Source organism: Mediterraneibacter sp. HA8405, assembly GCF_056148955.1.
Window position 1 is genome coordinate 881,156 of the sequence record NZ_CM148758.1, and the last position, 20,995, is coordinate 902,150.

At 44.1% G+C, this 20,995-nt stretch carries 35 protein-coding genes; 34 read left to right on the forward strand and 1 reads right to left on the reverse strand.

The features are described 5' to 3' along the window. The first annotated feature begins 11 nt into the window (after positions 1-11). Together hydF and AC0QUU_RS04035 are read left to right on the forward strand one after the other, a co-directional pair. On the forward strand, positions 12-1,247 hold the full coding sequence (gene hydF / locus AC0QUU_RS04030; protein WP_474544752.1) for a [FeFe] hydrogenase H-cluster maturation GTPase HydF: 1,236 nt from the start codon (positions 12-14) through the stop codon (positions 1,245-1,247). A 37-nt stretch (positions 1,248-1,284) separates the two neighbouring features. Then, a complete protein-coding gene (locus AC0QUU_RS04035) occupies positions 1,285-2,715 on the forward strand; it encodes a tetratricopeptide repeat protein (protein WP_474544754.1) in 1,431 nt (476 codons plus the stop codon). A gap of 427 nt (positions 2,716-3,142) precedes the next feature. Here AC0QUU_RS04035 and AC0QUU_RS04040 read toward each other — a convergent pair whose 3' ends face one another. After that, entirely contained in the window at positions 3,143-3,919 is a 777-nt protein-coding gene (locus AC0QUU_RS04040) for a hypothetical protein (protein ID WP_474544756.1), read from the reverse strand. 459 nt (positions 3,920-4,378) lie between these two features. Between AC0QUU_RS04040 and rpsJ the strand changes: the two genes are divergently transcribed. The 32 genes from rpsJ (at position 4,379) to AC0QUU_RS04200 (ending at position 20,657) form a co-directional block, all read left to right on the forward strand. Further along, positions 4,379-4,696, forward strand: a complete 318-nt coding sequence (gene rpsJ, locus AC0QUU_RS04045) for a 30S ribosomal protein S10 (protein WP_087150377.1) — start codon at positions 4,379-4,381, stop codon at positions 4,694-4,696. A 92-nt stretch (positions 4,697-4,788) separates the two neighbouring features. After that, positions 4,789-5,472 carry a 50S ribosomal protein L3 gene (gene rplC / locus AC0QUU_RS04050; protein WP_474544757.1) on the forward strand — a complete coding sequence of 228 codons (684 nt, stop codon included), beginning with the start codon at positions 4,789-4,791 and terminating at the stop codon, positions 5,470-5,472. A 30-nt stretch (positions 5,473-5,502) separates the two neighbouring features. Next, the gene (gene rplD, locus AC0QUU_RS04055; protein WP_474544759.1) at positions 5,503-6,123 is read left to right on the forward strand and encodes a 50S ribosomal protein L4; all 621 of its coding nucleotides are present in this window, start codon (positions 5,503-5,505) and stop codon (positions 6,121-6,123) included. Continuing rightward, positions 6,123-6,422, forward strand: coding sequence for a 50S ribosomal protein L23 (rplW, locus tag AC0QUU_RS04060; protein ID WP_072524039.1), 300 nt, complete (start codon positions 6,123-6,125; stop codon positions 6,420-6,422). Before rplD ends, rplW begins: the two co-directional genes overlap by 1 nt. Before the next feature lie 66 nt (positions 6,423-6,488). Further along, positions 6,489-7,331, forward strand: a complete 843-nt coding sequence (gene rplB / locus AC0QUU_RS04065; protein ID WP_474544762.1) for a 50S ribosomal protein L2 — start codon at positions 6,489-6,491, stop codon at positions 7,329-7,331. A gap of 26 nt (positions 7,332-7,357) precedes the next feature. Next, on the forward strand, positions 7,358-7,639 hold the full coding sequence (gene rpsS, locus AC0QUU_RS04070; protein ID WP_474544763.1) for a 30S ribosomal protein S19: 282 nt from the start codon (positions 7,358-7,360) through the stop codon (positions 7,637-7,639). 30 nt (positions 7,640-7,669) lie between these two features. Continuing rightward, on the forward strand, positions 7,670-8,056 hold the full coding sequence (rplV, locus tag AC0QUU_RS04075) for a 50S ribosomal protein L22 (protein ID WP_419094346.1): 387 nt from the start codon (positions 7,670-7,672) through the stop codon (positions 8,054-8,056). Positions 8,057-8,065: 9 nt separating this feature from the next. Further along, positions 8,066-8,722, forward strand: a complete 657-nt coding sequence (rpsC, locus tag AC0QUU_RS04080) for a 30S ribosomal protein S3 (RefSeq protein ID WP_474544765.1) — start codon at positions 8,066-8,068, stop codon at positions 8,720-8,722. Beyond that, the gene (rplP, locus tag AC0QUU_RS04085; protein WP_474544767.1) at positions 8,722-9,159 is read left to right on the forward strand and encodes a 50S ribosomal protein L16; all 438 of its coding nucleotides are present in this window, start codon (positions 8,722-8,724) and stop codon (positions 9,157-9,159) included. Before rpsC ends, rplP begins: the two co-directional genes overlap by 1 nt. Continuing rightward, the gene (gene rpmC, locus AC0QUU_RS04090; RefSeq protein WP_072524033.1) at positions 9,149-9,349 is read left to right on the forward strand and encodes a 50S ribosomal protein L29; all 201 of its coding nucleotides are present in this window, start codon (positions 9,149-9,151) and stop codon (positions 9,347-9,349) included. Before rplP ends, rpmC begins: the two co-directional genes overlap by 11 nt. A 16-nt stretch (positions 9,350-9,365) precedes the next feature. Beyond that, positions 9,366-9,623, forward strand: a complete 258-nt coding sequence (rpsQ, locus tag AC0QUU_RS04095; RefSeq protein ID WP_009243086.1) for a 30S ribosomal protein S17 — start codon at positions 9,366-9,368, stop codon at positions 9,621-9,623. Between the two features lie 21 nt (positions 9,624-9,644). Further along, on the forward strand, positions 9,645-10,013 hold the full coding sequence (gene rplN, locus AC0QUU_RS04100; RefSeq protein WP_474544769.1) for a 50S ribosomal protein L14: 369 nt from the start codon (positions 9,645-9,647) through the stop codon (positions 10,011-10,013). A 13-nt stretch (positions 10,014-10,026) separates the two neighbouring features. Beyond that, a complete protein-coding gene (gene rplX, locus AC0QUU_RS04105; protein ID WP_474544771.1) occupies positions 10,027-10,338 on the forward strand; it encodes a 50S ribosomal protein L24 in 312 nt (103 codons plus the stop codon). 23 nt (positions 10,339-10,361) lie between these two features. Then, positions 10,362-10,901, forward strand: a complete 540-nt coding sequence (gene rplE, locus AC0QUU_RS04110; RefSeq protein ID WP_474544773.1) for a 50S ribosomal protein L5 — start codon at positions 10,362-10,364, stop codon at positions 10,899-10,901. 12 nt (positions 10,902-10,913) lie between these two features. Next, entirely contained in the window at positions 10,914-11,099 is a 186-nt protein-coding gene (locus AC0QUU_RS04115) for a type Z 30S ribosomal protein S14 (protein ID WP_474544775.1), read from the forward strand. 125 nt (positions 11,100-11,224) lie between these two features. After that, positions 11,225-11,626: a 30S ribosomal protein S8 gene (gene rpsH / locus AC0QUU_RS04120; protein WP_087178646.1), complete on the forward strand. Its 402-nt coding sequence runs from the start codon at positions 11,225-11,227 to the stop codon at positions 11,624-11,626. Positions 11,627-11,811: 185 nt separating this feature from the next. Then, positions 11,812-12,354: a 50S ribosomal protein L6 gene (gene rplF / locus AC0QUU_RS04125; protein WP_474544777.1), complete on the forward strand. Its 543-nt coding sequence runs from the start codon at positions 11,812-11,814 to the stop codon at positions 12,352-12,354. 17 nt (positions 12,355-12,371) lie between these two features. Beyond that, complete coding sequence (gene rplR / locus AC0QUU_RS04130) at positions 12,372-12,740, forward strand: 50S ribosomal protein L18 (RefSeq protein ID WP_205129707.1); 369 nt, start codon at positions 12,372-12,374, stop codon at positions 12,738-12,740. Between the two features lie 16 nt (positions 12,741-12,756). Further along, a complete protein-coding gene (rpsE, locus tag AC0QUU_RS04135) occupies positions 12,757-13,266 on the forward strand; it encodes a 30S ribosomal protein S5 (RefSeq protein ID WP_474544780.1) in 510 nt (169 codons plus the stop codon). A gap of 57 nt (positions 13,267-13,323) precedes the next feature. Then, positions 13,324-13,506 (forward strand): 50S ribosomal protein L30, encoded by a 183-nt coding sequence (gene rpmD, locus AC0QUU_RS04140; protein WP_474544782.1) that lies wholly within the window; start codon positions 13,324-13,326, stop codon positions 13,504-13,506. 20 nt (positions 13,507-13,526) lie between these two features. After that, complete coding sequence (rplO, locus tag AC0QUU_RS04145) at positions 13,527-13,967, forward strand: 50S ribosomal protein L15 (protein ID WP_474544783.1); 441 nt, start codon at positions 13,527-13,529, stop codon at positions 13,965-13,967. Then, complete coding sequence (gene secY / locus AC0QUU_RS04150) at positions 13,967-15,319, forward strand: preprotein translocase subunit SecY (RefSeq protein WP_474544785.1); 1,353 nt, start codon at positions 13,967-13,969, stop codon at positions 15,317-15,319. The genes rplO and secY overlap by 1 nt, the downstream gene beginning before the upstream one ends. 130 nt (positions 15,320-15,449) lie before the next feature. Then, positions 15,450-16,094, forward strand: a complete 645-nt coding sequence (locus tag AC0QUU_RS04155; protein WP_474544787.1) for an adenylate kinase — start codon at positions 15,450-15,452, stop codon at positions 16,092-16,094. A 6-nt stretch (positions 16,095-16,100) separates the two neighbouring features. Then, entirely contained in the window at positions 16,101-16,370 is a 270-nt protein-coding gene (locus AC0QUU_RS04160) for a KOW domain-containing RNA-binding protein (protein WP_474544789.1), read from the forward strand. Between the two features lie 2 nt (positions 16,371-16,372). Continuing rightward, positions 16,373-16,591, forward strand: coding sequence for a translation initiation factor IF-1 (infA, locus tag AC0QUU_RS04165; protein ID WP_072524019.1), 219 nt, complete (start codon positions 16,373-16,375; stop codon positions 16,589-16,591). A gap of 143 nt (positions 16,592-16,734) precedes the next feature. Then, on the forward strand, positions 16,735-16,848 hold the full coding sequence (rpmJ, locus tag AC0QUU_RS04170; RefSeq protein ID WP_003497809.1) for a 50S ribosomal protein L36: 114 nt from the start codon (positions 16,735-16,737) through the stop codon (positions 16,846-16,848). Positions 16,849-17,103: 255 nt separating this feature from the next. Further along, positions 17,104-17,316, forward strand: coding sequence for a hypothetical protein (locus AC0QUU_RS04175; RefSeq protein WP_474544799.1), 213 nt, complete (start codon positions 17,104-17,106; stop codon positions 17,314-17,316). Between the two features lie 36 nt (positions 17,317-17,352). Continuing rightward, entirely contained in the window at positions 17,353-17,721 is a 369-nt protein-coding gene (gene rpsM, locus AC0QUU_RS04180) for a 30S ribosomal protein S13 (protein ID WP_474544801.1), read from the forward strand. A 24-nt stretch (positions 17,722-17,745) separates the two neighbouring features. Next, complete coding sequence (gene rpsK, locus AC0QUU_RS04185) at positions 17,746-18,141, forward strand: 30S ribosomal protein S11 (RefSeq protein ID WP_072524017.1); 396 nt, start codon at positions 17,746-17,748, stop codon at positions 18,139-18,141. A 106-nt stretch (positions 18,142-18,247) separates the two neighbouring features. Beyond that, positions 18,248-18,841 (forward strand): 30S ribosomal protein S4, encoded by a 594-nt coding sequence (gene rpsD, locus AC0QUU_RS04190; RefSeq protein WP_474544803.1) that lies wholly within the window; start codon positions 18,248-18,250, stop codon positions 18,839-18,841. A 58-nt stretch (positions 18,842-18,899) separates the two neighbouring features. Continuing rightward, on the forward strand, positions 18,900-19,859 hold the full coding sequence (locus tag AC0QUU_RS04195; RefSeq protein WP_474544805.1) for a DNA-directed RNA polymerase subunit alpha: 960 nt from the start codon (positions 18,900-18,902) through the stop codon (positions 19,857-19,859). A 261-nt stretch (positions 19,860-20,120) separates the two neighbouring features. Further along, positions 20,121-20,657, forward strand: a complete 537-nt coding sequence (locus tag AC0QUU_RS04200; protein ID WP_474544807.1) for a bL17 family ribosomal protein — start codon at positions 20,121-20,123, stop codon at positions 20,655-20,657. Positions 20,658-20,995 lie beyond the last annotated feature (338 nt).

The following is a 20,995-nucleotide window of genomic DNA, read 5'->3' on the forward strand; positions in this document are numbered from 1 at the left end:
AGGAATGAAAAATGAGCATGAATCAGACGCCGATGTCAGAAAGAGTGCACATCGGCTTTTTTGGAAAAAGAAACGCGGGAAAATCCAGTGTTTTGAACGCGGTGACTGGACAGGATCTGGCTGTGGTTTCCGAAGTGAAAGGAACAACGACGGATCCCGTCTACAAATCTATGGAGCTGCTGCCTCTCGGACCGGTCGTTATGATGGACACGCCCGGAATTGACGATGAAGGAGAGCTGGGTAAGTTAAGAGTAAAGAAAAGTTATCAGGTCCTCAACAAGACAGATGCTGCCGTGCTTGTGATAGACGGCCTTTCCGGGGCGTCAGAGGAAGATGCGGCAATGCTGAAAAAAATACGAAAAAAACAGATTCCGTATACGGTTGTATTAAACAAACAGGATCTGGCATCAGAAGAGATAAAGGAACAGACAATTCAGATGCTGGGAATCGGCAGGGAACAGCTGCTGTCGGTAAGCGCGGCAGACGGCACCGGCATTAATGAACTGAAAGAACGGATCGCTCAGATTGCAAAACCGGAAGAATTGGAGCGCCGGATTATAGGAGACATGATATCCCCTTCTGATTTTATTGTGCTGGTAGTGCCTATTGACAGCGCGGCTCCGAAGGGAAGGCTGATTCTGCCGCAGCAGCAGACAATACGTGATATCCTGGAGGCAGATGCTGTTTCTGTTGTAATAAAAGAAGACCGTGTCAGAGAAACCATAGAAAGTCTCGGCAAAAAGCCCCGGCTTGTGATTACCGACAGCCAGGCTTTTGAAACGGTTGCGGCTGATACGCCGGAGGATATCCTTTTGACGTCATTTTCCATACTTTTTGCCAGATACAAAGGAAATCTAGAGATGGCGGTAAAAGGCGTGACTACACTGGATAAGCTGAAAAATGGAGATAAGATTCTGATCAGTGAAGGGTGTACCCACCACCGGCAGTGTGATGATATCGGAACGGTAAAGATTCCTCGGTGGATCCGTGAGTATACAGGGAAAGAGATACAGTTTGAAACGACTTCCGGAACACAGTTTCCGGATGAGCTTGGCGAGTATAAGCTGATTGTACACTGCGGCGGATGTATGCTCAATGAAAGAGAGATGAAATATCGGTTAAGCTGTGCAGAAGATCAGGGGGTTCCTATAACAAATTATGGAATTCTGATAGCATATATAAAAGGGATTCTGAAGCGGAGTGTGGAACTTTTCCCGGAGATCAGCAGTCTGCTTGAGGAAAGATAAATATACGGTTAATATCAGAGAAATTGAGGGATGAAAAGTGAATGAGGATGAGAACAAAAGTAAAGTAGTGTTTGTAGACCTTGAGGAATATAAACAGATGGGTAAAGTGCGCAAGGATCCGGATCCTGTTCCGCAAAAAGCGCAGAAGACAGCGCCTGTGTCGGAAGAGAAAAAAGGGCCGTCAGCGGCAGAGAAAACACCGGAAAAGAAAAGCACTGCTGAAACAAAAAAGCCGGCAGAAACACCGAAAACCGCATCAGTGTCTCCGGCTAAGAAAGCATCCGGAACATATACGGCAGAAAGCGGCAGGTCAACAAAGAAATGGTTCTATAATATAGCGGGGGTTACGCTTGTATTTGGTCTGATCGTGTACTTTATATGGGATTACAGAGAGAAGAAGGCGGAAGAAAAAGAAAATGCATTTGAATCAGTGGAGATGGCGCTGGACGCTGAAAATTACAATGTAATTGTCAGCGCTGAGGATCTGATAGAGGAGTATCCGGATGATAGCCGCGGATATGAATATCTGGCAGCGGCATATTATGGAACGGGGGAATATGAAAAAGCTCTGGAAGTACTGGATGAGGGCAGGGCAAATGCTGATGATACATATTATGAAAAATATGAAGAACTGTATAATGATGCAGAGACAAAAAGGGATTACTATACCCTGATTGCTTCGGCTGAAGAAAATGTTCAGGCAGGCCAGACAGAGGCTGCAGAGGCAGACTACCTTTCTGCGATAGAGGTGGATCCTTCTGTGGACGACGCATATTACAGCCTGACAGATCTGTATTTCGATCAGGGACAGTATGACAAGGCGATACAGTGGCTTAATACAACCGGTTATGAAGGCGAGTATACTTATACAGTCAAACACGAACTGGAACTGAGGTGCCATCTGGCAAAACTGTATACTATGATGCAGAAGAAAGATTATGCAGGAGTACTGCAGTGGTTTAAAAATGAAAGCAGTGCCCTGGGGCTGAGTGACGATGTGTATTATCAGAACGGACAGATCAGCGGTTTTATAGAAGAGGGCTCGGGAGTGATCCTTTCCTTGAATGGAATTTATGTAGGGGAAATTACGGAGAACTGGAGAAACGGCAAAGGGGTACAGTTTGGCAACAGCTATACAGACGGATATACAGTGACAGACGGAAACTGGATGCGTGATAAGGCAAACGGACAATGCACATATTCCTTTGTGAACCCGGATGATAAAACTGAGAATTATACCTATAAGGGAAACATAAAAGATAATTATTTTGATGGTGATCTTACTTATGACACCTATTGCAGAGATGGAAAAATCCGTACATTCTCAATACATGCAGATAGTGGAACATTTCAGTGTATCAGAGTAGAGGACGGACAGTATGTGTATGGAGAAAGCAGTGATAACTGGTATGTGTACGGAAATTCGGAAGAGTCGCTGGAAAAACGGAGAATCTGGTCTCTTTATTAATGAATAAATTGTTTTTTGTAAAAGAAAATGCCACTGTCAGGTTTGGAAGACAGCGGCATTTTCTTTCTGGTATGTAATTGAGAGGATTTCCTCTGCTGCCGGTCTGCGGTCCTGCGAATAACTGGGGAATTATCCTTATTTATAATAGAAGGAAGGCAGGGCCGAAGTGCCTCCGGGGAACTATTTGGGGGAAAGTTCCCGGACGGGCGAAACAGCCGGCAGCTGAACCTGTAAAAATGCGGCGGTATTTCCGGGGAATATGGCATAATATTCCATGAAAAATCATTCGAGCTTTTCTGAACAAATAAAAAAAGACAGTTTTCCCCTAAAAGAAAACCGCCTTTGGTTTTTACAAGTCATATACACTTTAGCATGTTAAAACAAAAATGTCAAATATATTTATTTTTATAAATTGTGTGTGCCCCGCTCAGATAATATGCAGCATATTCAGTATCAGCAGAATAAGAACAATTGGTGATGAAATACTGCTGAAGATGAAAAGACCGAATTTTAAGCCTTCCAGACGCTCAAATTTTCTGTGCTGCTGTTTTACTTTGTCACTGTAATCATGCAGAACCTGAGTGGCTTCGCCTACCTTGGCAAGCTCTTTGTCGCAGGAATCTTTGATGCTTCCTTCAATGGATTCTGCCAGCGACTTGGTAAGACGCTGTATTTCGGCATCAATGTGTGAGTCAAGAGACGCGCTTGTTTTCTTCAGTTTTCTGCCCAGAGCAGTAATTGCCTCCAGCTGCTGTGTTACAGCTTCATTATTATCTTTCAGCTGCTGATTCATGGCTGAAGTGCTGCCCTGCACAAGAGTATGAATCATTTTCTCATACTGGCAGTAGTGTTCTTTGTAGCTGTCCATAAGGCGGACCAGCTCGGCGGATTCCGCCTTCGCAAGGGCCAGTTCGCTGTCAGCCTTCCGAAGTTCGGACAGATATCTCAGATAGTTGCTCTGATTGATTTGTGATTCTGTGTGCGTTTCGGAAGAATCCGTATCTTCAGAAATATCTTCGGCTTCTTCAAGCTCTTCCGCTTCCTCGAGATCTTCTGCGTCAAAAAGATCAGGTGCGACAGACTCCTGGCTGAGGGGTGGAATTCCTCTTGTCGGTGTGTCTCTTTTCTCATGAAGCGAACCGGAAAGTTCAATAATTGAACCATCATTTTTGTACAGTATTGTGTCGCCGCTTACTTCTCCCATGGTATACTTCCCCTTTTCATTTGTACTCCTTATTAATTGAAACGTGTTACACCTTGACAGGCATATACATACTTATTATATTAGACACAGGTAATTTTGGCAATAAGTAAAATTGTACATAAAAAAATACAAAATTTGTTCGAAATTGCTTGCAATAAATCCCGTGATTCGCTATACTAATAGGGCTGTGACATGATAGCAATGAAGCGTGAGGTTGCTGCCGGAGTAAAAGCATAAGCCAAGGCAGGTTTTCCGTGGAGCGAATGTCAAGTTAGGAAACTGGCGACAAGTCACTGTACGAATCACAACAGTATCTCGTTTTTGCATGCGGGCGGAAGTCTGCGGCAGGAGTTGAAAAAACGGGAGCGCCGTGTATGTTTCTCACGACACACACGGGAGAGTGTACAGTCACCGCTTGTCGTACTGAGTTACAAGTACGAAAAGGAGGCGACTTTTTTTATGGCAAGTCAAGTAATGAGAATCACACTGAAAGCGTATGATCACCAGCTGGTTGATGCATCCGCAAAAAAAATCATCGAAACTGTAAAAAAGAATGGTTCACAGGTGAGCGGACCGGTGCCGCTGCCGACTAAGAAAGAAGTAGTGACAATTCTGAGAGCTGTACACAAGTACAAAGACTCCAGAGAGCAGTTCGAGCAGAGAACTCATAAAAGACTGATTGATATCATCACACCGACACAGAAGACGGTTGACGCGCTTTCCAGACTGGAAATGCCGGCAGGTGTGTATATTGATATCAAAATGAAGTCCAAATAATACGGACAGCTACATTATATTAAAGCAGTAACGTCCTAACATTTAGGATGAGCGCGAAAGCGTTCCGCTGTAAATCACAGGAGGTAATTATAATGAAGAAAGCTATTTTGGCTACAAAAGTTGGAATGACTCAGATCTTCAACAATGAAGACGGAAGTCTGATTCCGGTAACAGTTCTGCAGGCAGGACCGTGCGTAGTAACACAGGTTAAGACTGTTGAGAACGACGGCTACAGCGCTGTACAGGTTGGATTTGTTGACAAGAAAGAGAAGATTGTCACAAAAGACAGCAGCGGCAAGAAAGCAATTGCACACAGAAACGGTGTGACAAAAGCTGAGAAAGGCCATTTTGACAAAGCTGGCGTTTCCGGAAAGAGATATGTAAAAGAGTTCAGATTTGACAATGCAGAGGAATATGCACTGGCTCAGGAGATCAAAGCAGACATCTTCGAAGTAGGCGATCACATTGACGCAACTGCAATCTCCAAAGGTAAAGGATTCCAGGGCGCAATCAAGCGTCACGGCCAGAGCAGAGGACCTATGACACACGGTTCCAAGTTCCATCGTCACGCTGGTTCTAACGGTGCTGCATCTGACCCGAGCAAGGTATTCAAAGGAAAGAAGATGCCCGGACAGATGGGTAACAAGAAGATCACAGTTCAGAATCTTGAAGTTGTAAGAGTTGATGCAGAGAACAACCTGCTTCTTATCAAGGGTTCTGTACCGGGACCGAAGAAATGCCTCGTAACGATCAAAGAATCCGTTAAGAGCTGCTAAGGGTGACAATAAGAAAGGAGGAACACACAGATGGCAAAAGTATCTGTTTACAATATCGAAGGTAAAGAAGTTGATACCATCGAACTGAATGATGCTGTATTCGGTGTTGAGGTAAATGAGCACCTGGTACACATGGCAGTTGTAAATCAGCTTGCAAATAATCGTCAGGGAACACAGAAAGCTAAGACACGTTCTGAAGTTTCCGGCGGCGGAAGAAAACCGTGGAGACAGAAAGGAACAGGCCACGCAAGACAGGGTTCAACAAGAGCTCCTCAGTGGACAGGCGGCGGCGTTGTATTCGCTCCGGTTCCGAGAGACTACTCCTTCAAGATGAACAAGAAAGAGAAGAGAGCGGCTCTGAAGTCTGCACTTACTTCCAGAGTAGAAGAAAACAAATTCATCGTAGTTGATGAACTGAGCTTTAATGAGATTAAGACCAAAGAGTTCCAGAAAGTTCTGAACAACCTGAATGTAAACAAGGCGCTGGTTGTTCTGGAAGATGGAAACACAAATGTTGAGATCTCCGCAAGAAATATTCCGGATGTAAAAACGGCACGTACAAATACAATTAATGTATATGATGTTCTGAAATACAACACAGTGATCGCAACAAAGGCTGCTGTTGAGGCGATTGAGGAGGTGTACGCATAATGGCAAATATTCAGTATTATGATGTAATCCTTAAACCGGTTATCACAGAAAAGAGCATGGATCTGATGGCTGACAAGAAATATACATTCCTTGTACACACAGAGGCTACAAAGAATCAGATCAAAGAAGCTGTTGAGAAAATGTTCGACGGAACAAAGGTTAAGAGTGTCAATACCATGAACCTTGAAGGAAAGAACAAGAGACGTGGTATGACATTCGGAAAGACAGCAAAGACAAAGAAAGCAATTGTACAGCTTACAGAGGACAGCAAAGACATCGAGATTTTTGAGGGTCTGTAAGAAATGAAATTAAACGGTGCAAATCCGTGAAACGAATAATTAGAGCTAACGAAAGGAGAGAAAGTAATGGGAATCAAAACTTATAACCCATATACACCTTCCAGAAGACAGATGACAGGTTCTGATTTCTCTGAGATCACAAAGACAACTCCTGAGAAATCCCTCCTGGATTCCAAGAAAAGACAGGCTGGCCGCAACGCACAGGGAAAGATCACTGTAAGACACCGTGGCGGCGGAGCTAAGAAAAAATATAGAATCGTAGACTTTAAGAGAAAGAAAGACGGAATTCCGGCAACTGTAGTCGGCATCGAGTACGATCCGAACAGAAGTGCCAACATCGCGCTGATCTGCTACGCAGACGGCGAGAAAGCATATATTCTTGCCCCTGAAGGACTGAAAGACGGTATGACCGTTATGAATGGACCGGAGGCAGAGGTACATGTAGGAAACTGCCTGCCGCTTTCTGAGATTCCGGTTGGTACACAGGTACACAACATTGAGCTTTATCCTGGAAAAGGCGGACAGCTTGTACGTTCTGCCGGAAACAGCGCACAGCTTATGGCGAAAGAAGGAAAATATGCAACTCTGAGACTTCCGTCAGGTGAGATGAGAATGGTTCCGATCATCTGCCGCGCATCTGTAGGTGTGGTAGGAAACGGCGAACACAACCTGATCAATATTGGTAAAGCAGGACGTAAACGTCACATGGGTATCCGCCCGACAGTACGTGGTTCTGTTATGAACCCGAACGACCATCCGCATGGTGGTGGTGAAGGTAAGACTGGTATCGGCCGCCCGGGTCCGTGTACTCCGTGGGGCAAGCCGGCGCTTGGTCTTAAGACCCGCAAGAAGAAAAAAGCTTCCAATAAGCTGATCGTAAGAAGAAGAGACGGAAAAGCGATTAAATAATTAGATTCACAAGGAGGTTAGAACCTATGGCTCGCTCACTTAAAAAAGGACCATTTGCAGACGAAAGCTTACTGAAAAAAGTAGACGCTATGAATGCATCAGGTGATAAAACAGTTATAAAGACATGGTCACGCCGTTCTACAATCTTCCCGTCATTTGTCGGCCACACATTTGCCGTACATGACGGAAGAAGACATGTGCCGGTATACGTTACAGAGGACATGGTAGGACACAAACTCGGTGAGTTTGTTGCGACAAGAACTTACAGAGGACACGGCAAAGACGAGAAGAAGTCAAAAGTCAGATAAGATTCGTATATTTGAAAGGAGGGTTCATCCATGGCAAAAGGACATAGATCCCAGATCAAAAGAGAGAGAAACGAGCAGAAAGATACAAGACCTTCAGCTAAGATTTCCTACGCGAGAATATCTGTACAGAAGGCCTGCTACGTTCTTGACGCCATCAGAGGTAAGGATGTAACAACAGCACTCGGTATTTTGGCTTACAATCCGAGATATGCTTCAACAGTGATAGAGAAACTGCTGAAATCAGCAATCGCAAACGCTGAGAATAACAATGGCATGAGCGCAAGCAACCTTTACATTGAGGAGTGCTACGCAAACAAAGGACCGACAATGAAGAGAATCAGACCGAGAGCACAGGGAAGGGCTTACAGAATCGAGAAGAGAATGAGCCACATCACAATTGTGCTGAATGAAAGATAGGAGGGCAATATGGGACAGAAAGTTAATCCTCATGGCTTGAGAGTCGGCGTCATCAAAGACTGGGATTCCAGATGGTATGCAGAGAAAGATTTCGCTGACAACCTGGTTGAAGACCACGAGATCAGAAAATTTTTAAAGAAGAGATTATACAGTGCCGGAATCTCCAGAATTGAGATTGAGAGAGCTTCCGACCGAGTAAAGATCGTTGTATATACAGCAAAACCGGGTGTCGTAATCGGCAAGGGCGGTTCTGAGATCGAGAAAGTGAAAAAAGAACTCGGACAGTTCACTGACAAGAAGCTGATCGTAGACATCAAGGAAATCAAGAGACCGGACAAGGATGCGCAGCTTGTAGCTGAGAATATTGCCCAGCAGCTTGAGAACCGTATCTCCTTCAGACGTGCCATGAAGTCCTGCATGTCAAGAACAATGAAGGCAGGCGCACTGGGAGTCAAGACTTCCGTATCCGGACGTCTGGGCGGCGCAGATATGGCTCGTACAGAGTTTTACAGCGAGGGAACAATTCCGCTGCAGACTTTAAGAGCAGACATTGATTATGGATTCGCAGAAGCTGACACAACTTACGGAAAAGTCGGTGTAAAGGTTTGGATTTACAAAGGCGAGGTTCTTCCGACTAAAGCAGATAAGGAAGGGAGCGATAAATAATGTTAATGCCAAAAAGAGTAAAACGTCGTAAACAGTTCCGTGGTACCATGAAGGGAAAAGCTCTCAGAGGTAACACGATCACATATGGTGAGTACGGTATCGTTGCGGCTGAGCCGTGCTGGATCCGTTCCAACCAGATCGAGGCAGCCCGTGTTGCCATGACACGTTACATCAAACGTGGCGGTAAGGTATGGATCAAGATCTTCCCGGATAAGCCGATCACAGCTAAGCCGGCCGAGACTCGTATGGGTAGCGGTAAGGGTACAGTTGAGTACTGGGCAGCAGTAGTTAAACCGGGCCGTGTAATGTTTGAAATTGCAGGAGTACCAGAGGAAACAGCTAGAGAGGCACTTCGACTTGCAATGCATAAGTTACCTTGCAAATGCAAAATTGTTTCTCGCGCAGACTTAGAAGGCGGTGATAACAGTGAAAACTAATACATTTGTAAAAGAATTAAGAGGAAAATCCGTAGAGGAATTAAATCAGGAATTAGTAGCTGCTAAGAAGGAACTCTTCAACTTAAGGTTCCAGAATGCCACAAACCAGTTGGACAATACAAGCAGAATCAAGGAAGTTAGAAAGAATATCGCTCGTATTCAGACTCTGATTACTGAAGCAGGCAGATAAGAAAGGAGCATAAACCGTGGAAGAGAGAAATCTTAGAAAAACCCGTACGGGCAAGGTTGTCAGCGACAAGATGGATAAAACAATCGTTGTTGCGGTTGAGGACCATGTAAAACACCCGCTTTATAAGAAGATCGTAAAAAGAACTTACAAACTGAAAGCTCACGATGAGAACAATGAGTGTAAGATCGGAGATACAGTAAAAGTTATGGAAACAAGGCCGCTGTCAAAGGACAAGAGATGGAGACTTGTGGAAATCATGGAGAAAGCAAAATAATTTTGAAGGAGGTTTACCTGCATGATACAGCAAGAAAGCAGACTGAAAGTAGCTGACAACACAGGTGCAAAAGAGCTTCTGTGCATCCGCGTACTTGGCGGTTCTACAAGAAGATATGCAAGCATCGGTGATGTGATCGTTGCGACTGTTAAAGATGCAACACCAGGCGGCGTTGTGAAAAAGGGAGATGTCGTAAAGGCTGTAGTTGTACGTTCCGTAAAGGGCGCACGCCGTAAAGACGGTTCCTATATCAGATTCGATGAAAATGCTGCTGTTATTATAAAAGACGATATGAACCCACGTGGAACACGTATTTTTGGACCAGTAGCCAGAGAGCTCAGAGAGAAACACTTCATGAAGATCGTTTCCCTGGCTCCGGAAGTACTGTAGGGAGGTGCCGTAAATGTCAACAATGAAGATTAAAGCAGGCGACACTGTAAGGGTAATCGCCGGAAAAGATAAAGACAAAGAAGGCAAAGTTATTGCCGTAAATAAAAAAGACGGTAAAGTCCTGGTTGAAGGCGTCAATATGCTGACAAAGCACACAAAGCCGAGCGCAGCAAACCAGAATGGCGGTATTGTTCATCAGGAAGGCTACATTGATGCATCTAACGTTATGTATGTTCACAAGGGAAAGGTGACAAGAGTAGGCTTCAGGATGGACGGCGACAAGAAGGTACGTGTTGCGAAAACAACAGGCGAAGTGATTGATTAATTCAAGGAAGGAGGTCCAGGACTTTGAGTAGACTGAAAGAACAGTACCAGAATGAGATCGTTGACGCAATGATCAAAAAATTTGGTTATAAAAATATTATGGAAGTGCCGAAGCTTGACAAAGTTGTTATCAACATGGGTGTCGGCGAGGCAAGAGATAATGCAAAAGTATTAGAGTCTGCCATCTCTGATATGGAGAAGATCTCCGGTCAGAAGGCAGTAGTTACAAGAGCAAAGAACTCCGTGGCTAACTTCAAAATCAGAGAAGGTATGCCGATCGGATGCAAGGTTACACTGAGAGGCGAAAGAATGTATGAGTTCGTTGACCGTCTGATCAACCTTGCGCTTCCCCGTGTGCGTGACTTCCGCGGTGTAAACCCGAACGCATTCGACGGAAGAGGAAACTATGCACTTGGAATCAAGGAGCAGCTGATTTTCCCTGAGATCGAGTATGACAAGATCGACAAAGTCAGAGGTATGGATGTAATCTTCGTTACAACAGCCAAAACTGATGAGGAAGCACGTGAATTATTGAGACAGTTCAATATGCCGTTTGCAAAGTAAGGAGGGAAATTCATGGCAAAGACATCAATGAAAATCAAACAGCAGCGTAAACAGAAATTCTCTACAAGAGAGTACAGCCGCTGCAGAATCTGCGGACGTCCGCATGCGTATTTGAGAAAATATGGAATCTGCCGTATCTGCTTCCGCGAACTGGCATATAAAGGACAGATCCCTGGTGTTAAGAAGGCAAGCTGGTAGGCACTGAACACTTGGCGAAGCCAAGCGTCAGCGCAGGCTGAGTCTAGTGAGAAGGCCGTTCTTGGAGCGGAGCGACAAGAACTTCCTTGTTAATAGATGAAGAATGAATAGGAGGATATCTATCAATGACTATGAGCGATCCGATTGCAGATATGCTTACAAGAATCCGTAACGCAAATACTGCAAAACATGATACAGTTGATGTACCTGCATCCAAGATGAAAATTGCTATCGCAAACATCCTGCTTGATGAAGGATATATCGCAAAATATGATCTTGTAGAAGACGGACATTTCCAGACGATCCACATCACACTGAAATACGGCGTGGATAAGAATGAAAAAGTTATTTCCGGACTTAAGAGAATCTCCAAACCGGGACTTCGTGTTTACGCAAGCACAGAGAATATCCCGAAGGTTCTCGGAGGACTTGGAACAGCGATCCTTTCTACAAACAAAGGTGTCGTAACAGATAAAGAAGCAAGAAAACTCGGCGTAGGCGGAGAAGTACTCTGCTTCATTTGGTAAGTTAAGTACTGAACACCTGGCAAAGCCAAGCGTAAGCGTCGGCTGAGCCTGGTGAGAAGGCTGTTCTTGGAGCGCAGCGACAAGAACTTCCTTGTAAAAACCCCCGAGCCGGAAGGCGCATGCAACTGAAAACAGAGCGGACTAAAGCATTCGCTCCGAAAATTTAAGTTAAGGAGGAAACAGGTATGTCACGTATAGGAAGACTGCCCGTAGCAATTCCTGCAGGAGTAACTGTAGAAGTTGCGGAGAACAATGTAGTGACTGTAAAAGGTCCAAAGGGAACTCTTACAAAAGAGCTTCCGACAGAAATGGAAATCAAAGTTGAAGGCGAAGAAGTAACTGTAACAAGACCGAACGATCTTAAGAGAATGAAATCTCTTCACGGTCTGACAAGAACACTGATCAATAACATGGTAATCGGTGTTACTCAGGGATATGAGAAAGTTCTTGAGGTAAATGGTGTAGGTTACAGAGCTGCCAAATCAGGAAATAAACTGACACTGAACCTTGGATACTCTCATCCAGTCGAGATGATCGATCCGGAAGGCGTTGAGACTGTTCTGGAAGGTCAGAACAAGATCACTGTAAAAGGTATCGACAAAGAAAAAGTCGGACAGTATGCGGCAGAGATCAGAGACAAGAGAAGACCTGAGCCGTACAAGGGCAAAGGTATCAAGTATGCTGATGAAGTCATCAGACGTAAAGTCGGTAAGACTGGTAAGAAATAAATAAGGAGAGTGTGAAAATGGTTAGTAAGAAATCAAGAAGCGAAATTCGTAGAAAAAAACACATGAAATTACGCAACCGTTTCAGCGGCACTGCTGAGAGACCGCGTTTAGCTGTGTTCAGAAGTAATAATCATATGTATGCTCAGATCATTGACGACACTGTCGGAAATACTCTTGTAGCGGCTTCCACTCTTCAGAAAGACGTGAAAGCAGAGCTTGAGAAGACAAACAACGTTGATGCGGCAGCATACCTTGGAAAAGTAATCGCTGAGAAAGCGAAAGAAAAAGGCATCACTGAGGTCGTATTTGACAGAGGCGGCTTCATTTACCAGGGTAAAATCAAAGCACTGGCAGACGCGGCTAGAGAAGCCGGGCTGAATTTCTAGGGAAGGGAGAACACAGATGAGACAGGAACGTATTGATGCTAGTCAGATGGAATTATTAGAAAAAGTGGTATCAATCAAACGTGTTACCAAAGTTGTTAAAGGTGGTCGTAACTTCCGTTTTACAGCTTTAGTTGTTGTCGGTGATGGCAACGGCCATGTTGGTGCAGGTTTGGGAAAAGCTACCGAGATCCCGGAAGCAATCCGCAAAGGAAAAGAAGACGCTATGAAAAAAATGATCACAGTTACTCTTGACAATAACGCAAGTGTAATTCATGATGTGATTGGAAAGTTCGGCAGCGCTTCTGTACTTCTTAAGAATGCTCCGGACGGTACTGGTGTAATCGCCGGCGGTCCGGCTCGTGCCGTGATTGAGATGGCGGGTATCAAAAACATCCGTACTAAATCTCTTGGTTCAAACAACAAGCAGAATGTCGTACTTGCTACAATCGAAGGCCTGAAGGGAACAAAGGCTCCTGAGGATGTTGCAAGACTTCGTGGAAAATCTATCGAAGAGATCATGGGCTAAGCAGACAGAATCTGTTACAATATAGTCAGATCTGTCACATAAGGAGGTAAGATTGAAATGGCAAACTTGAAAGTTACGTTAGTAAAGTCTACAATCGGCGCCATACCAAAGCATAAGAAGACAGTTGAGGCTCTTGGTCTCAAGAAGACAGGCAGAACAGTTGTACTGCCGGACAATGCAGCTACCAGAGGTATGGTACAGCAGGTTAAACATTTGGTAAAGGTTGAAGAAGAGGCATAAAAAGATAAGGAGGTAACGTCATGGACTTATCAAACTTAAGACCGGCAGACGGTTCTAAACAGAGTGATAATTTCAGAAGAGGCCGTGGTCACGGTTCCGGAAACGGCAAGACAGCCGGTAAGGGACACAAAGGCCAGAAGGCACGTTCAGGAGCTACAAGACCTGGATTCGAAGGCGGTCAGATGCCTTTATACAGAAGAATACCGAAGAGAGGATTCACATGCAGGAACTCTAAAACAATCGTTGGCATCAACTTAAGCGCTCTCGAGAGATTTGAGGACGGCGCTACAGTATCTGTTGAAACCCTGATTGAGAACGGTATCGTGAAAAACCCGAGAGACGGGGTTAAAATTCTTGGGAATGGAGAGTTAACTAAGAAGCTTACAGTTCAGGCAAACGCTTTCAGCGCGAAAGCGGCAGAGAAGATTGAAGCACTTGGTGGAAAAGCAGAGGTGATCTAATGCTGAAGACAGTACGGAGAGCATTTCAAATTGAAGACATAAGAAAGAGGCTCTTTTATACTTTTGCAATGCTTATTGTTGTAAGGCTTGGATCACAGCTGCCCACACCGGGCGTTGATCCAACCTTTATACAGGAATTCTTCCAGCAGCAGACCGGTGACGCACTCAATTTTTTTGATGCGTTTACCGGCGGTTCCTTTACAAATATGTCGGTATTTGCCCTGAGCATTACACCGTATATTACATCTTCCATTATTATGCAGCTCCTCACAATTGCAATTCCGAAACTTGAGGAGATGCAGAAGGAAGGTGAGGACGGAAGAAAGAAAATCGCGGCTATTACAAGATATGTGACTGTAGCGCTTGCGCTTATCCAGTCAATTGCCATGGCTGTCGGTTTCGGACGTCAGGGACTTCTTGAAGAATACAACTTCGTAAACTGTGCAGTTGTTGTGTGCACGCTTACTGCGGGAAGTGCATTCCTTATGTGGATTGGAGAGAGAATTACTGAGAAAGGTGTGGGTAACGGAATATCCATCGTACTTCTCATTAACATTCTTTCCAGAATTCCGGATGATTTTGTAACGCTGTATACGATGTTCATTCAGGGTAAAAAACTTGCGTTTGCAGTACTTGCAGCAGTTATTATTCTTGTGATTCTGCTTGTTGTTATTACATTTGTTGTAGTTCTTCAGAGCGGTGAGAGAAGAATTGCAGTCCAGTACTCTAAAAAGGTACAGGGCCGCAGAACATACGGCGGACAGTCCACGCATATTCCGCTGCGTGTAAATACAGCAGGTGTTATCCCGGTCATCTTTTCATCTTCTCTGATGCAGACTCCGATCATTATCGCACAGTTCCTTGGTAAAGGAAACGGTACGGGAGTCGGAAGCAGAATTCTGGCCGGCATGAACTCAAATAACTGGTTTGATCCGCAGAATCCGGTTTACTCAATTGGACTTATTGTGTATATTTTACTTACAGTATTTTTTGCATATTTCTATACTTCGATTACATTTAATCCGATGGAAATTGCAAACAACATGAAAAAGAGCGGCGGATTCATTCCGGGTATCCGTCCGGGCAGACCGACAGTTGAATATCTCCAGAAAATACTGAACTACATTATTTTCATCGGAGCTTGCGGCCTGATTATTGTACAGATCATTCCGTTCTTCTTCAACGGTGTATTCGGAGCATCCGTTTCATTTGGAGGAACATCCATAATCATTATTGTCGGCGTTGTTCTTGAGACCATCAAGAAGATCGAATCACAGATGCTTGTAAGAAATTACACAGGATTTTTGAATAATAAGGGAAGCAATATGTCAAACAGTTTCCTTGGATATTAGAACATTTCAGCTCGCCCTGTTTTATCCCTGAAAGGGGATAAAACACAGCGGGCATTCCGTCATTATAAAGAGAGCAAAGCGCAGGACGCTTTGGCTGATAACAAATCAATCAGGATAGGAGGAGTGGATTATGAAGATTATCATGTTAGGAGCGCCGGGAGCAGGCAAAGGTACTCAGGCAAAGAAAATCGCGGAGAAATATTCAATACCGCATATTTCTACCGGCGATATTTTCCGTGCTAACATCAAAAACGGTACAGAGCTCGGGAAAAAGGCCAAAACCTATATGGATCAGGGCCTGCTTGTTCCGGATGAACTCGTTGTTGATCTTGTTGTTGACAGAGTAAATCAGGATGACTGTGTAAACGGGTATGTCCTGGACGGGTTCCCGAGAACAATTCCCCAGGCAGAGGCTCTGGACAAAGCACTGTCAGAAATGGGACAGAAAGTGGACTATGCCATTAATGTAGAGGTGCCGGACGAAAATATCGTAAATCGTATGTCCGGAAGAAGAGCCTGTGTTGACTGCGGAGCGACATATCACATTGTATATGCTCCTACAAAGGTAGAAAATGTTTGTGATAAATGCGGCGGAAGTCTTATTCTTCGGGATGATGACAAGCCGGAAACAGTGTTGAAAAGACTTGGCGTATACCATGAGCAGACTCAGCCTCTGATTGATTATTACACCCAGTCAGGCATTTTAAAAGAGGTTGACGGAACAATTGATATCGATGACGTATTTGCTGCAATTGTAAATATACTCGGAGAGTAGCAGCCAATGGAACTGAAACGCGGAATGCTTGTCAAGTCAAAAGCAGGCCGGGACAAAGACTGTATATATGTCATAGGCGATGTCAGAAATGAATATGTTTATCTGGCAGACGGGGCTTCAAAACCCCTCTGCCGGATGAAAAAGAAAAACAGAAAACATCTTCAGCCTATTCTGAAAGCCGGGATTCAGTGTCCCGACAGCGACGAAAAAATCAGAAAAGTAATCAGAAATTTAGAGAGCAGTGAAGGCCCAAGGCCTCAGGTGCGGGAGGATTAAATATGTCAAAAGCTGACGTAATCGAAATCGAGGGAGTTGTAGTGGAAAAACTCCCGAATGCAATGTTTAAAGTGGAGCTGGAAAACGGGCACGTTGTACTGGCTCATATCAGCGGAAAACTCCGTATGAATTTTATTAAGATTCTTCCGGGAGACAAAGTAACACTTGAAATGTCCCCGTATGATCTGAGCAAGGGAAGAATTATCTGGAGAGATAAATAACCGAAAGCACATAGAGAAAAAAAGAATTTGTTATTGACTTTATTAGAGATTTGATGCTATACTATGAAATGGTCGCTTTTGGGTTGGTGTGTCCAAAAGCGGCGGAAACAAAGGCAGAGCAAAGAAGGGAAGGAGGATTTGACATGAAGGTTAGATCATCAGTAAAACCAATTTGTGAGAAATGCAAGATTATTAAAAGAAAAGGAAGCATCAGAGTAATCTGTGAGAATCCGAAGCACAAACAGCGTCAGGGCTAGAACACTTAGTGAAAGCAAGCTGCCAAGCGCGGCTTGAACTTAGTGTGAAGCCTGTTCGGCGAACTCGGCGAGAGCTTTTCGAGCTTAGTGAGGCGAACGTCAATTCTTAGTTTGTGCATTAATTTAGGCGGCTGACAGCGCGACACGCCAGGAGGCGTGTAGGGCTGTTTAATATACAAGTAAGGATACACCGTTTCTGCACGCAGGTACCTGCAGAAGGAGTGTTCTGTGCATTTTCTTCATATCACATTGAGTATGGAAGATGCAGTTGTATATTGCTTAAAATACCCGGCGCTTGCATGGCGGACAGATTCTGATCCGTGCCGGGAAAAGGGCGTGTCTCCAGACATGCCTGGGCTGGGATATCGGGGCGGTAAACCCGGTAGGATGCTGAAAAAACAGGGAGATCTGTATGCATTCACAGCCTCTTTTTGGGACAATAGGAGGTCATACCCGATGAATGTATGACCGAAAACGAGAAAAAAGAAAGTGGAGGAAAGACACATGGCTCGTATTGCAGGTGTAGACTTACCAAGAGACAAACGTGTAGAAATCGGTCTGACTTATATCTATGGAATCGGAAGAACAAGTTCAAACCGTATTCTGGCAGAAGCAGGAGTGAATCCTGACACACGCGTGAGAGATCTTACAAGTGAAGAAGTAAAGAAGATCAGCGCAGTAATTGATGAGACACAGGTAGTTGAAGGTGATCTCAGAAGAGAGATCCAGCTTAACATTAAGAGACTCAAAGAGATTGGATGTTACCGTGGAATCCGTCACAGAAAAGGACTTCCGGTGCGTGGTCAGAAGACAAAGACAAACGCAAGAACATGTAAGGGTCCGAAGAGAACAGTAGCTAATAAGAAGAAATAGAAATAAGAAAGTAGGTTAGTTTAAATGGCAAAGAAAGTTGCAAAAAAAGTAACAAAAAAACGTGTCAAGAAAAACGTTGAACGAGGACAGGCACACATCCAGTCATCTTTTAATAATACAATCGTTACATTAACAGATACACAGGGAAATGCTCTTTCATGGGCAAGTGCAGGCGGCCTGGGATTCAGAGGTTCAAGGAAATCTACTCCGTATGCAGCGCAGATGGCAGCTGAAACAGCAGCAAAGGCAGCATTGGTACATGGTCTGAAGACAGTAGATGTATTTGTAAAAGGACCGGGATCAGGAAGAGAAGCAGCAATCCGTGCTCTTCAGGCATGCGGCATTGATGTAGTAAGCATCAAGGACGTAACTCCGGTTCCGCACAACGGATGCCGTCCGCCGAAGCGCAGAAGAGTCTAATTTCAGGATACAGAGATTTTCAGCATACAACTGTTATTGTACAATGTAAAGAAATCAGGGCGGCGTAAAGTGAAGCCGCGGTGTATATAAATTTAGGAGGATAGACATGGCAGTAAACAGAGTTCCTGTTCTTAAAAGATGCCGTTCATTAGGCATGGATCCGATTTATCTCGGAATCAGTAAAAAATCTAACAGACAGTTAAAGAGATCAAACAGAAAGATGAGTGAGTACGGCCTTCAGCTTCGCGAGAAGCAGAAAGCAAAATTCATCTATGGCGTTCTTGAGAAACCGTTCAGAAATTACTATGCAAAGGCAAAACAGATGGAAGGTATGACAGGTGAGAACCTGATGAGACTTCTGGAGTCCAGACTGGACAATGTAATGTTCCGCATGGGATTCGCAAGAACAAGAAAAGAGGCAAGACAGATCGTTGATCATAAGCATGTACTTGTAAACGGCAAACAGGTAAACATTCCGTCTTACCTTGTAAAAGCCGGAGATACAATTGAGATCAAAGAAAACAAGAAAGGCTCACAGAGATACAAAGAGATTCTTGAAGTTACAGCAGGAAACATGGTTCCGGAGTGGCTGGATGTTGATTCCGAGAATCTCAAGGGTACAGTAAAAGAACTTCCGAACAGAGAAGCAATCGACGTACCGGTAGATGAGATGTTAATCGTCGAGTTATATTCAAAGTAATATCGGCTGTAACTTAGTATCCCCTCAACATATTAAACCCATAAGGAGGGTCTGTGTAGTGTTTGATTTTAATAAGCCTAATATTGAAATTACAGATGTTTCAGATGATAAGAAGTATGGAAGATTTGTCGTAGAACCCCTTGAGAGAGGGTATGGAACTACACTGGGCAATTCCCTGAGAAGAATTATGCTTTCTTCTCTTCCGGGAACAGCCATCAGTTCTGTAAAGATTGATGGAGTTCTGCATGAATTCAGTTCCATCCCGGGCGTAAAAGAAGATGTGACGGAGATTATCATGAACCTGAAGTCTCTGGCGATCAAAAACACATCTGAGTCAGATGAAGTGAAGACTGCGTATATCGAATTTGAGGGAGAAGGTGTTGTAACAGGTGCCGATATCCAGGTTGATTCCGATATCGAGATTGTAAATCCAGAGCAGGTTATCGCTACGCTCAGCGGCGGAAGCGACAGCAAGCTCTACATGGAACTTACCATTTCAAATGGCAGAGGCTATGTAAGCGCAGACAAAAACAAGACGGAAGATATGCCGATCGGCGTGATTCCGATTGACTCCATCTATACTCCGGTTGAGCGTGTTAATCTTACTGTGGAAAATACACGTGTAGGCCAGATTACGGATTATGACAAGCTTACACTGGATGTATGGACGAAAGGAACTATGCAGCCGGATGAGGCTGTCAGTCTTGCAGCAAAAGTACTCAGTGAACATCTGAAACTCTTTATTGATCTGTCAGAAGTTGCTCAGGCAGCGGAAGTTATGATCGAAAAAGAGGATGACGAGAAAGAAAAAGTTCTGGAGATGAGTATTGACGAGCTGGAACTTTCCGTTCGCTCTTACAACTGCCTCAAACGTGCCGGAATTAATACAGTCGAAGAGCTTACAAACAAGACTCCGGAGGATATGATGAAGGTTCGTAACCTGGGACGTAAATCTCTGGAGGAAGTGCTTGCTAAGCTGAAAGAACTGAATCTAGAACTAAATCAGGGCGATGAGTGATAGCGAGGAGTCCTGATGCTGATTCTTGAGCCGCAGGGTCAAGAAGATACAACTTAATCCAGGGCGACGAATAATAAGGCGGAGTCCTGATGCCTCTTCCTGAATAATGAACAGGAAGATGGAATTAGATACAGGGCGGCGAGTTAAGCCCTGCATGGGAAATGTCATGTCCCGCCGGTAAGTCCGAAGGGGGCGGCGGGAGCATTTGATTAGTAAGCCCGAAGATGCATAACCAGATGTAAATAATGGAGGAAATTTAAAATGGCAAAGTATAGAAAACTCGGTAGAACTTCCGGTCAGAGAAAAGCTCTGATCAGAAATCAGGTAACAGCGCTTCTGAACAACGGAAAAATCGTTACAACAGAGGCGAAGGCAAAAGAGATCCGCAAAGTTGCTGAGGGTCTGATTGCACTGGCTGTAAAAGAAAAAGATAATTACGATGAAGTAACAGTTACAGCGAAAGTTCCGCGCAAGGACAAAGACGGCAAGAGAGTAAAAGAAGTTGTAGACGGTAAGAAAGTTACAGTTTACGACGAGGTTGAGAAGAAGATCAAAAAGGATCAGCCGAGCAGACTTCACGCAAGACGTGAGATGCTGAAAGTTCTCTGCCCGGTTAAGGAAGTTCCGGCAAAAGCAGCAGGGAAGAAAGCGAACACAAAGAATGTGAACATGGTAGAAAAACTGTTTACAGAGATCGCGCCGAAGTATGAGAACCGCAATGGTGGTTACACAAGAATCATCAAGATCGGTCAGCGTAAAGGCGATGCTGCCATGGAAGTTCTGATTGAGCTTGTATAATTAAATAAAATAATTTATTTACCGTCAGGTAAAAAAGCGTTGAATCTGTACTGGCAGTCCGCAGTAGTACAGATTTAGCGCTTTATTTTTGCGCTGAAATAGAACGGATTTTTGTTACACATCAGCTTTATTAAATAATTCACCTTGTGATTTCTATATCAAAGTGTTATTCTGATGCTAAGATAATCGTTTTTTAAAGAGATAAAAGATCAGCAGGAATTTAGTAATGATATTCATCATTGTTGTATCTGATCAGTCCGGAAAAGAGAAAAAAGCCCAGAAAAAGGAAAGGAGGGAAGTGTTTTTGTTATAAATGCACAAATGATGTTAAAAAAATA

What these genes read in the sequence shown, in the direction of transcription:
- AC0QUU_RS04115 (WP_474544775.1), top strand. Translation starts at nt 10,914, where the DNA reads ATGGCAAAGACATCAATGAAAATCAAACAGCAGCGTAAACAGAAATTC.
- rplD (WP_474544759.1), top strand. Translation starts at nt 5,503, where the DNA reads ATGGCAAAAGTATCTGTTTACAATATCGAAGGTAAAGAAGTTGATACC.
- AC0QUU_RS04040 (WP_474544756.1), bottom strand. Translation starts at nt 3,919, where the DNA reads ATGGGAGAAGTAAGCGGCGACACAATACTGTACAAAAATGATGGTTCA.
- rplV (WP_419094346.1), top strand. Translation starts at nt 7,670, where the DNA reads ATGGCAAAAGGACATAGATCCCAGATCAAAAGAGAGAGAAACGAGCAG.
- infA (WP_072524019.1), top strand. Translation starts at nt 16,373, where the DNA reads ATGTCAAAAGCTGACGTAATCGAAATCGAGGGAGTTGTAGTGGAAAAA.
- secY (WP_474544785.1), top strand. Translation starts at nt 13,967, where the DNA reads ATGCTGAAGACAGTACGGAGAGCATTTCAAATTGAAGACATAAGAAAG.
- rplX (WP_474544771.1), top strand. Translation starts at nt 10,027, where the DNA reads ATGTCAACAATGAAGATTAAAGCAGGCGACACTGTAAGGGTAATCGCC.
- rplB (WP_474544762.1), top strand. Translation starts at nt 6,489, where the DNA reads ATGGGAATCAAAACTTATAACCCATATACACCTTCCAGAAGACAGATG.
- AC0QUU_RS04160 (WP_474544789.1), top strand. Translation starts at nt 16,101, where the DNA reads ATGGAACTGAAACGCGGAATGCTTGTCAAGTCAAAAGCAGGCCGGGAC.
- AC0QUU_RS04200 (WP_474544807.1), top strand. Translation starts at nt 20,121, where the DNA reads ATGGCAAAGTATAGAAAACTCGGTAGAACTTCCGGTCAGAGAAAAGCT.
- rplO (WP_474544783.1), top strand. Translation starts at nt 13,527, where the DNA reads ATGGACTTATCAAACTTAAGACCGGCAGACGGTTCTAAACAGAGTGAT.
- AC0QUU_RS04155 (WP_474544787.1), top strand. Translation starts at nt 15,450, where the DNA reads ATGAAGATTATCATGTTAGGAGCGCCGGGAGCAGGCAAAGGTACTCAG.
- rpsS (WP_474544763.1), top strand. Translation starts at nt 7,358, where the DNA reads ATGGCTCGCTCACTTAAAAAAGGACCATTTGCAGACGAAAGCTTACTG.
- hydF (WP_474544752.1), top strand. Translation starts at nt 12, where the DNA reads ATGAGCATGAATCAGACGCCGATGTCAGAAAGAGTGCACATCGGCTTT.
- rplW (WP_072524039.1), top strand. Translation starts at nt 6,123, where the DNA reads ATGGCAAATATTCAGTATTATGATGTAATCCTTAAACCGGTTATCACA.
- rplR (WP_205129707.1), top strand. Translation starts at nt 12,372, where the DNA reads ATGGTTAGTAAGAAATCAAGAAGCGAAATTCGTAGAAAAAAACACATG.
- rplF (WP_474544777.1), top strand. Translation starts at nt 11,812, where the DNA reads ATGTCACGTATAGGAAGACTGCCCGTAGCAATTCCTGCAGGAGTAACT.
- rpsK (WP_072524017.1), top strand. Translation starts at nt 17,746, where the DNA reads ATGGCAAAGAAAGTTGCAAAAAAAGTAACAAAAAAACGTGTCAAGAAA.
- rpsJ (WP_087150377.1), top strand. Translation starts at nt 4,379, where the DNA reads ATGGCAAGTCAAGTAATGAGAATCACACTGAAAGCGTATGATCACCAG.
- rplC (WP_474544757.1), top strand. Translation starts at nt 4,789, where the DNA reads ATGAAGAAAGCTATTTTGGCTACAAAAGTTGGAATGACTCAGATCTTC.
- rpmJ (WP_003497809.1), top strand. Translation starts at nt 16,735, where the DNA reads ATGAAGGTTAGATCATCAGTAAAACCAATTTGTGAGAAATGCAAGATT.
- AC0QUU_RS04175 (WP_474544799.1), top strand. Translation starts at nt 17,104, where the DNA reads ATGGAAGATGCAGTTGTATATTGCTTAAAATACCCGGCGCTTGCATGG.
- rpsC (WP_474544765.1), top strand. Translation starts at nt 8,066, where the DNA reads ATGGGACAGAAAGTTAATCCTCATGGCTTGAGAGTCGGCGTCATCAAA.
- rpmD (WP_474544782.1), top strand. Translation starts at nt 13,324, where the DNA reads ATGGCAAACTTGAAAGTTACGTTAGTAAAGTCTACAATCGGCGCCATA.
- rpsE (WP_474544780.1), top strand. Translation starts at nt 12,757, where the DNA reads ATGAGACAGGAACGTATTGATGCTAGTCAGATGGAATTATTAGAAAAA.
- rplP (WP_474544767.1), top strand. Translation starts at nt 8,722, where the DNA reads ATGTTAATGCCAAAAAGAGTAAAACGTCGTAAACAGTTCCGTGGTACC.
- rpsM (WP_474544801.1), top strand. Translation starts at nt 17,353, where the DNA reads ATGGCTCGTATTGCAGGTGTAGACTTACCAAGAGACAAACGTGTAGAA.
- rpsH (WP_087178646.1), top strand. Translation starts at nt 11,225, where the DNA reads ATGACTATGAGCGATCCGATTGCAGATATGCTTACAAGAATCCGTAAC.
- rpsD (WP_474544803.1), top strand. Translation starts at nt 18,248, where the DNA reads ATGGCAGTAAACAGAGTTCCTGTTCTTAAAAGATGCCGTTCATTAGGC.
- rplN (WP_474544769.1), top strand. Translation starts at nt 9,645, where the DNA reads ATGATACAGCAAGAAAGCAGACTGAAAGTAGCTGACAACACAGGTGCA.